The following is a 2,858-nucleotide window of genomic DNA, read 5'->3' as shown; positions in this document are numbered from 1 at the left end:
GAAGCAGGGAGTGGGAGGTGAGCGAGCGTAGCGAGCGAACGGGAGCGACTGGGGTTCAAATCCCTCAGCGCCCGTAGCCGATTTTCGTGGTTCTAATCGCCCGACAGCGGCGGGTCGAGACGCCGTGTGAACGAACTGTGTGAGCTTTCGTTCGACGAGCGAGTGGCTGGTACGGGAGGTCGCGTCCAGCCACACTGGTCCTGTGGCAGAATATCAATCGGTGGTTGACAGGGAGTGACCGCTGTCGGCGGAGAAAGATCGCACCCAAACTCATTTGCTGTCTGTCAGGATGGCGGTGCTGCATACAGAGCATGAGTTCAGCACGAGGGGTTCTTTTCGTTCTCATCGGGGACGCTGAACCAGTGCTCACTGAGCCTGCGTGCCGGGAGCTAATATGCGTCGAAGCGATAACACGGCAAATCGCGCAATGCCTTGGCGTCTATACGCTGTTTATCCAGCGTCCGATGCCGTGCAGTTCTTATATTCGTCTAACCCTGTTGCTCTCCCGATCCGTATTCCTGTCTCGCTCAGCGTCACCCAGATGAAGTAACAGTTATCGTCCTCGGACTGGTGCTGTGCCCATTCAGTCACATCAAGCACCTCGGTGGTGTTCGTATCGGTATTTCGGATACCGAGGAGGTGGTGACCTGTACCTCCTTCATACGTCGGTGGGGTCAGTCTGAGACTGCCGTTGTTATCCAATTCGTGAGTCTCCCAGTATATGCGGTTGCCATCACGAAGGAGGAACACGGACGCCGTCACGGTCTCATCAGTCCCATTGTCGAGATTGATTGCCCCGATTTGTTGGCCCGTAGTTTCGGTCTCACTGGAGGACTGTAAGGGAAGGGAACATCCTGCGAGGCCGAGGCTGAGCGTGAAGCCACCAGCGCGGAGAAATTGGCGACGGGAGGACTGTGGCATACATCCATACTGTCAGTTGGTCAGATATTCTTTCCGATGTAGCGCCAGCACACGTACTGACAGGATGGCCTGAGTATCAGTGTGATACCAACGATAGCCACTTGCTAATGCCACCCTCTGTTCGACTGATTCTCTCCGTCGGCTATATATTGGACTATCATCGTGCAAGACTCGCGCCTTGTATTCAGCACAGTGTGCAAAATATATTTCATTTCTATCAAATTCTGGTTTTCAGACTCCCGAATTCGGCCGTCTCACGCCCTAAAAGATAATCCGTTCGACAGCCTAACGAGCGCCCTCAGCGCCCGTAGCTGGTTTTTGCGGTTCCAATCGCATGACAGCGACGGGCCGAGATGCCGTGTGAACGAACTGTGTTTGCTTTCGTTCGATGATCGAACGAACGTCGCTGTCACGGGCAGACGGCGCGAAGTGCCGTCAAGGCCGAGGTCCCCTCTCTGTATCAAGATGGCTCCTTACTCTCGTATATATGTGATCCATCCAAACCTATAATAGAGTCCAGAAACTACTATCGGATATGACAGACCAGGGTCTCGAATCGTGGACGAAGGACTTGACGGCCCGCGAACGCGCCAGGGAGATCGCAACGACGCTCACCGAACCGCGATCAGTCGAATGGGTGCGCGACCAGGCGCAGGTCTCCTCTTGGCAGACTGCCAAAGACGAGTTGGAGATGCTCGTCGAATTCGGGCAAGTCCACGCGATCGACGGTGACGACGGGAACACGAAGTACGCGCCAAACTACCAGCGACGCTACTTCAACGAAGTGACCGAGTTGATCAACAGCCACACGCGTGAAGAACTGCGTGAGGAGATTGCCACGATTCAAGAGACCATCGACGAGTGGAAGCGTGAATTCGACGTCGAATCCCGAGACGAACTCGAATCGACGCTGGCCGACGGCAATCTCACGAGTGAGGCTGTTCGGGACCGCAACAGTGTGCTCCGTCAGTGGGAGCGCCACGAGGACAACAAACGGCTCCTCAAGCACGCCCTCGAACTCTACGACGATGCCCGGTCGCTCTATCCCGGAGGGAACGCGTCTTCGACTTCCTCTGTCTCACTTACACAGTAGTGCCGATGATCTTCCTCGCCAATCGCGCGAATCTCGATACACGGACGCTCCTCACGCGACTCCACAACAAACTTCAGACCCAGGTCACTGACGAGACATCTCCGATTGAACAGGTCTGGTATCACACCTCACAAGGGAACAAAGTCGGCGTCCGGGCGACGATTACTCCCGAGAAGTTCCTCGGGACATCTTATCCTACCGATGAAGCTGAGCTCCAGGTCTCGTTCGATTTTCCCGCGGACGCCGCCTACGATTATTACTCCATTCAGTGGGTCGAGTCAGCGCGTGACCTCATGCTCGGCTGGCACCAAGACGAAACCCACATGGATCTCGGAGAGTGTCATTTCCAGATTGATTACCAAGGCGAGACAATACAACGAGAGCGTGCGGCATTTCTCGATGTCCATCCGCTCAATGTATTCGATCGACGGATCGATGATCTCGTGGACGTCCTCCTTGTGATCGACTGGGATGACGACATCCCAAGCGTCTCGAAGGAAAACTTGCAGTAAGACAGCCTCTCCTCACGAATCCGGTTCTCTCTCATATGCTCGTAATGCTTGACGAAGGCACGAAGGTCTTGCCGGACACGGTGAAACAGCCTCTATCGAGGGATTGATACAACCGCTCGTGCTGAATACGCGCCGTGTATCTCGCAGCTTCTTGAAAATAGATAATAGTTCTGACGGGTTTTCGATACTCAGACGGCAGATTGCGGCCGTCTCACGTCCTGAAAGGGAATCCGTTCGTCCATCGAACGAGCGCCCTCAGCGCCCGTACTTCTGTCGCTCGCAAATCGCGAGCGACGAATTCGTGATTCTGAGGGATTTGAAGCAGGGAGTGG

3 protein-coding genes are annotated in these 2,858 nt (G+C 55.0%); 2 read left to right on the top strand and 1 reads right to left on the bottom strand.

Annotation, left to right across the window (positions count from 1 at the left end):
• Positions 1-450: 450 nt before the first annotated feature.
• Positions 451-921: a hypothetical protein gene (locus HZR20_RS14275; RefSeq protein WP_181687416.1), complete on the bottom strand. Its 471-nt coding sequence runs from the start codon at positions 919-921 to the stop codon at positions 451-453.
• A gap of 535 nt (positions 922-1,456) precedes the next feature.
• On the opposite strand from HZR20_RS14275, the gene HZR20_RS14270 reads away from it, so the two are divergent.
• Positions 1,457-2,014 carry a DUF7342 family protein gene (locus HZR20_RS14270; RefSeq protein ID WP_181687415.1) on the top strand — a complete coding sequence of 186 codons (558 nt, stop codon included), beginning with the start codon at positions 1,457-1,459 and terminating at the stop codon, positions 2,012-2,014.
• Positions 2,015-2,019: 5 nt separating this feature from the next.
• Positions 2,020-2,526: a hypothetical protein gene (locus HZR20_RS14265; protein WP_181687417.1), complete on the top strand. Its 507-nt coding sequence runs from the start codon at positions 2,020-2,022 to the stop codon at positions 2,524-2,526.
• Positions 2,527-2,858 lie beyond the last annotated feature (332 nt).

This window comes from Halorhabdus salina (assembly GCF_013839425.1).
GTDB lineage: Archaea > Halobacteriota > Halobacteria > Halobacteriales > Haloarculaceae > Halorhabdus > Halorhabdus salina.
The sequence above is the reverse complement of the archived record's forward strand: the minus strand, read 5'-3'. Positions and strand labels throughout refer to the sequence as shown.

Bases quoted from the DNA above. Each gene is read 5' to 3' on its own strand.
- HZR20_RS14265 (WP_181687417.1), top strand. From the start codon at position 2,020: ATGATCTTCCTCGCCAATCGCGCGAATCTCGATACACGGACGCTCCTC.
- HZR20_RS14270 (WP_181687415.1), top strand. From the start codon at position 1,457: ATGACAGACCAGGGTCTCGAATCGTGGACGAAGGACTTGACGGCCCGC.
- HZR20_RS14275 (WP_181687416.1), bottom strand. From the start codon at position 921: ATGCCACAGTCCTCCCGTCGCCAATTTCTCCGCGCTGGTGGCTTCACG.